General features: G+C 30.5%; 5 protein-coding genes and 1 tRNA gene. 3 read left to right on the top strand and 3 right to left on the bottom strand.

Features of this window, described 5'->3' with window-relative positions:
• A partial coding sequence (locus tag ABWO04_RS09595; RefSeq protein WP_353079501.1) for a universal stress protein occupies positions 1–268 on the top strand: 268 nt, incomplete at its 5' end.
• Between the two features lie 56 nt (positions 269–324).
• Here the strand turns inward: ABWO04_RS09595 and ABWO04_RS09590 are convergent.
• Positions 325–395, bottom strand: a tRNA-Gln gene (locus ABWO04_RS09590).
• Positions 396–535: 140 nt separating this feature from the next.
• Here ABWO04_RS09590 and ABWO04_RS09585 point away from each other — a divergent pair.
• Both ABWO04_RS09585 and ABWO04_RS09580 read left to right on the top strand, forming a co-directional pair.
• Positions 536–3,769: a glycosyltransferase family 117 protein gene (locus tag ABWO04_RS09585; RefSeq protein WP_353079500.1), complete on the top strand. Its 3,234-nt coding sequence runs from the start codon at positions 536–538 to the stop codon at positions 3,767–3,769.
• A 36-nt stretch (positions 3,770–3,805) separates the two neighbouring features.
• Positions 3,806–4,435: a polysaccharide deacetylase family protein gene (locus ABWO04_RS09580; RefSeq protein WP_353079499.1), complete on the top strand. Its 630-nt coding sequence runs from the start codon at positions 3,806–3,808 to the stop codon at positions 4,433–4,435.
• Here ABWO04_RS09580 and ABWO04_RS09575 read toward each other — a convergent pair.
• Together ABWO04_RS09575 and ABWO04_RS09570 are read right to left on the bottom strand one after the other, a co-directional pair.
• Complete coding sequence (locus ABWO04_RS09575; protein WP_291241685.1) at positions 4,432–4,728, bottom strand: thioredoxin family protein; 297 nt, start codon at positions 4,726–4,728, stop codon at positions 4,432–4,434. The genes ABWO04_RS09580 and ABWO04_RS09575 overlap by 4 nt on opposite strands.
• A 74-nt stretch (positions 4,729–4,802) precedes the next feature.
• A partial coding sequence (locus ABWO04_RS09570; RefSeq protein WP_502903981.1) for a metallophosphoesterase occupies positions 4,803–5,360 on the bottom strand: 558 nt, incomplete at its 5' end.

The following is a 5,360-nucleotide window of genomic DNA, read 5'->3' as shown; positions in this document are numbered from 1 at the left end:
TACACCAAATAATTTCAGCACAACAAGAGCTGCTGAAGAAAAAGTTAGAAACTTTATTGAAGAATTTCACTTTTCTAATTATTCTACTCACATTTATAATGATATTAATGTGGAAAAAGGAATTTTACATTTTGCAAAAGATTCAAATTCTGATGTTATTGCTGTTTCTACGCATGGAAGAAAAGGAATCTCTCACTTTTTAAACGGAAGTATTTCTGAAGACTTAGTTAATCATGCAAAAAGACCAGTGATAGCTTTTAAAATATAAGTACTTTCAAAATAATTAAAATAAAAAAATCCCACTTTTTCAAGTGGGATTTTTTGTTGGTTCACAAGGACTCGAACCTTGAATGACTGCACCAAAAACAGTAGTGTTACCATTACACCATGAACCAATTATTTTGTAATTGCGAGTGCAAATGTAATATATATTTTATTCTCTGCAAATAATTTTTAAATAATTTTTAAGAAAAAATTAATTGGTAATCTCTTCAATAAATGGTTTCTTTGTAATCTAAATTAATTTAGTAAATATATGATTTCATTTAACTACAGCAAATGGAACACCTACATAGGATGGTTTGCTTTTATTGTTGCATTAGTTACCTATACTCTAACCGTAGAACCTACAATGAGTTTTTGGGATTGTGGTGAATATATTGCCACCGCTGCTAAACTTGAAGTAGGTCATCCGCCAGGAGCACCATTATATCAAATGATAGGTGCGTTTTTTGCGATGTTTGCCACAGATAATAGTCAAATTGCATTAATGGTAAATATGGTATCGGTATTTTCAAGTGCTTTTACCATTTTATTTATGTTTTGGTCGGCTTCAAAAATTATACGAAAAATTGTAGTTGCCACATCAGAATGGAACAACGAAACTTCAAAACTTACACTTGGCGCATCATTAATTGCTGCCTTATCCTATACATTTACAGATAGTTTTTGGTTTAACGCAGTAGAAGCTGAAGTATATTCAATGGCCTCTTTATTTATTGCCTTATTATTTTGGTTGGGTCTAAAATGGGAAGAAGAGCTGGAAACAGAAAGAGGAAATAAATGGGTTATTTTAATTTCATTGGTTATTGGGCTTTCCTTTGGGGTTCACTTTTTAGCCTTATTAGCTTTACCATCTATTGGAATGCTATATTTCTTTAAAACACAAAAAAATATTACTGTTAAGAATTTTATTATTGCTAATGTAGTGATATTAGCTATTTTGATGTTTATTTTTAAATTTTTACTGCCTTATACGTTATCATTTTTTGCAAAAACAGAAATTTTTGCTGTAAATTCCATGGGATTGCCATTTAATTCTGGGACTGTTATTGCCTTTTTACTAATTGTAGCTGGTTTTTATTTTAGTTTGACGTATACCAAGAAAAAAGAATTAGTAAAGTTTAATACATTATTATTAAGTATACTATTTATTTTAATTGGATTTTCTACATGGATAATGCTTCCCGTAAGAGCCAATTCAAATATAAACATAAATGAGAACAAGCCCAGTGATGCTGCTGAAGTTTTAGCGTATTACAACAGAGAACAATACGGGGAAACTAAGTTGTTTTATGGGCCTCAGTATTCTAATGCTTATGCTGGATCTGATGAAGAAAATCCATACTCTGATGATAAACCAAACTACGAAAGAGACGAGAAAACAGGTAAATACATTATTACCAATAATTATAAAAACTCTAATCGTAATCCAAACTCTAATCACAATGCTTTTTTACCAAGACTTTGGAGTGAAGAACACGCCAAAAACTACATGACATTTACCAAGCCATTAGAATTTAGCGTAAATTATGAAGCCTTTTACGATAAAGAAACTGGCGAAACGAATGAAGAAAAATTAGGTCAATTTACCGAGATTGTTTCTTATTTTAGAAGTCAATTTGCATCTAACAAAATTGGATTGGACAAATACGAGGAGTTTTTAAATGATTATGGTAGCTATTTAACTATTGAAAAACCATCTTTTTCAGACAATATGAAATTTATGTTTGAATACCAATTTGGCTATATGTATTTCCGCTATTTAATGTGGAATTTCGTTGGAAAACAAAATGATTTACAAGGAAATTATGAAAGTTTAGAAGGAAATTGGTTAAGCGGAATCAGCTTTATTGATAATTTACATTTAGACAACCAAAGTGAATTAACTACCGATATGAAAAATAACAAAGGTAGAAATACGTATTTCTTTTTACCTTTTATTTTAGCAATTATCGGAATGGTTTATCATGCACAAAAAGATTGGAAATCGTTTTATGTATTATTACTATTATTTTTATTCACTGGGTTGGTTTTGAAAATTTACTTAAACGAAAGGCCTTTCGAACCAAGAGAAAGAGATTATGCTTTAGTAGGTTCGTTTTATATTTTCGCAATGTGGATTGGCGTTGGAATATATGCCATTTATCAATATATTTTAAAATATGTGTCGCCTAAAGTAGCACTTCCAGCCGTATTAGCGACTACTTTATTAGCTTCGCCAGTACTATTGGCATCAGAAAACTGGGATGACCATGATAGAAGCAATAAATACACAGCTGTAGCGATGGCAAAAGCCTATTTAGATTCTTGCGAACCCAATGCTATATTGTTTACAATTGGCGATAATGATACCTTTCCAATGTGGTATTTGCAAGAAATTGAAGGATATAGAACGGATGTTAGAATTGTAAACACAAGTTTGTTAGCAACAGATTGGTATATTGATGAGATGAAAATCAAATCGAATAAATCTGAAGCTTTACCTATTTCATTTACACATGATCAATATGTGGGCGACAAAAGAAATTACTGTATCCAAGAAGAAGAAGAAGAAATTAAATATACTCTTGATTTAGACGTATTATTAGATTATTTAAAAGATAAAAGATCTGCAAAAAAAATGAATAACGGACAATACATTCACCATTATCCATCTGATACTTATAAAATAAAAATCAATAAACAGCAAATAATTAAAAATAAGGTCGTATCAGCAAAATTTAATGATTCTATAGTTGATGAAATTACTTTAAAATTAAAAGGTGGTGCGATATACAAAAACCGTCTAATCATGTTAGATATTTTTAACGAAAACAACTGGAAACGACCTATCTATTTCTCTCCAGGAAGTTTTGGGGCAGACGATTATATTTGGATGAAAGAATACCTTCAGTTAGACGGTATGGTGTATAAATTAGTCCCTGTTAGAACTAAGCTACAAGAAGGAAACCCATATGATATGGGTTACATTGACACTGAAAAAGCTTTTAAAATCATAAACCAATGGACTTGGGGTAACGCTGGAAGCGATAAAATTTATCACGATCCAGAAACGCGCAAAAATGCATTATCTTACAGAAACAATCTTTCTCGTTTAATGACCGCATTAATTGAAGAAAAGAAATTTGATAAAGCCGAAAAAGTAATTCAAATAGCTATGAAAAATATGCCAATAAATTACTTTGAATATTATACTACTGTAGAACCATTTGCTGAAGGATATTATAAAATTGGTAAAAAAGAAGAAGCAAGAAAAATCTTAAATGAACTGATTAAAAAATATCAAGAAAAATTAACTTTCTTTCATTCGCAATCCGAAAAACAAAAAGCGTTTTATCGAATGGAAATTTACAGAGAAATTGATATTTATCGTTCGCTATTATTATTAGCTCAGGAAAATGGAGATGTAGCGTTTTACAATTTACAACGCGTAAAATTCAATAATTTCAATAACATGATGGGCGAATATAAAAGAGAAATTGAATAACAAATATATAAGCCATTCCTTTGAATGGCTTTTTTTATGATAAAAGTTCCTAAAATAATAAAGCTCTTATTTTTCAATCAGGTTTGGAATATTCCGAATTCTGAAAATACTATTTATTTAACTTTTGATGACGGTCCTACTCCAGAAATCACAGAAAGGGTTTTAGAAATTTTAGAAAAACATCACATCAAAGCTACCTTTTTTTGCATTGGTGACAACGTAAGAAAACATCCAGAAATCGTACAGAAAATTCTTTCTAAACAGCATTCTTTAGGAAATCATACCTATAGTCATTTAAAGGGATGGAAAACTCCTACAAAAACATACATTAGCAACTCAGAAGCTTGCGAAATCAAACTGAACTCATTATTCAAAATTCGAAATTCGAAATTATTTCGTCCGCCTTATGGTAAAATTACTCCGTGGCAATCCTACAAGCTGAGAAAATTAGGTTACAAAATAATTATGTGGGATGTATTGAGCAAAGATTATGATGCAAGTATTTCAGCAGAAAAATGTTATGAAAATGTAATTCAAAATGTTTCTTCCGGAAGTATTATTGTATTTCACGATAGCAATAAGGCAAAAGAGAATGTTCTCAATAGTTTAGAAAAAACCATTGAAACATTAAAAAGTAAAGAATTTAAATTTGAAAAAATCGCCTAAGCTTGTTCTTGAATAAGAGAAATTAAAGTATTGGCATCAAATTCACCACTTTGTCTCCAAACCATTTGACCATCTTTGTAAATCATAAAAGTTGGAAGGCCTTTAATCCGAAGTGCTTCCGCTAATTCTTTATTTTTATCTACATCAATTTTAATCACTTTTGCTTTGTCGCCTAAAGCAGCTGCAACGTGACGAATTGTTTCATTCATAATAATAGATTGTTCATGCCATTCCGTAAAAAAATCAATTAATACTGGCACTTGTGCATCTATAAGTTCTCCAAATTTCGACATAGACCGAATTGTTTATTAAACAAATGTATATATTTTTTTAATATATCAAACAAAAAACCACATTTTTTAAGCAATTACGCCTCTTTTTTGGATTTTTTTAACTCAATTACAGTAATTTCAGGCATAATTCCTACTCTACCTGGATAGGCGTGAAAGCCAAAACCCCGATTTACATAAATATATCTTCCGGCATTTTCATACAATCCTGCCCATTGTTTATAAACATACTGTACAGGACTCCATTTGAACCAACCCGGAATTTCAATTCCAAATTGTAATCCGTGCGTATGACCTGATAAGGTTAAATGATAATGTGTATCGTGATTTTTTATTTCATTTTCCCAATGACTTGGATCGTGACTCATTACTATTTTGAAATCTTCTGGTTTAACATCGGATGTAGCCTTTTTTAAATCGCCTTTTTTACCAAAATGTACACCCCAGTTTTCTACTCCAACCAACACAATTTCAGAAGAACCTTTTTTCAACTTTACATTTTCATTCATTAACAAGGTAAAATCTAATTTTTTATGAATGCTTTTTACATCTTCAAAATTTTGAATTTCTTCTTTTTCCGAATCCCAATCGAAATACTTCCCATAATCGTGATTTCCTAAAATGGAAAATTTACC

Source organism: Flavobacterium sp., from assembly GCF_040382755.1.
Classification (GTDB): Bacteria; Bacteroidota; Bacteroidia; order Flavobacteriales; family Flavobacteriaceae; genus Flavobacterium.
Note: the sequence above shows the minus strand (reverse complement) of the source record. Positions and strands in the feature narration are given on the sequence as shown.

Excerpts from the sequence above, each read along its gene's own strand:
- ABWO04_RS09585 (WP_353079500.1), top strand. The coding sequence starts at position 536 with ATGATTTCATTTAACTACAGCAAATGGAACACCTACATAGGATGGTTT.
- ABWO04_RS09580 (WP_353079499.1), top strand. The coding sequence starts at position 3,806 with ATGATAAAAGTTCCTAAAATAATAAAGCTCTTATTTTTCAATCAGGTT.
- ABWO04_RS09575 (WP_291241685.1), bottom strand. The coding sequence starts at position 4,728 with ATGTCGAAATTTGGAGAACTTATAGATGCACAAGTGCCAGTATTAATT.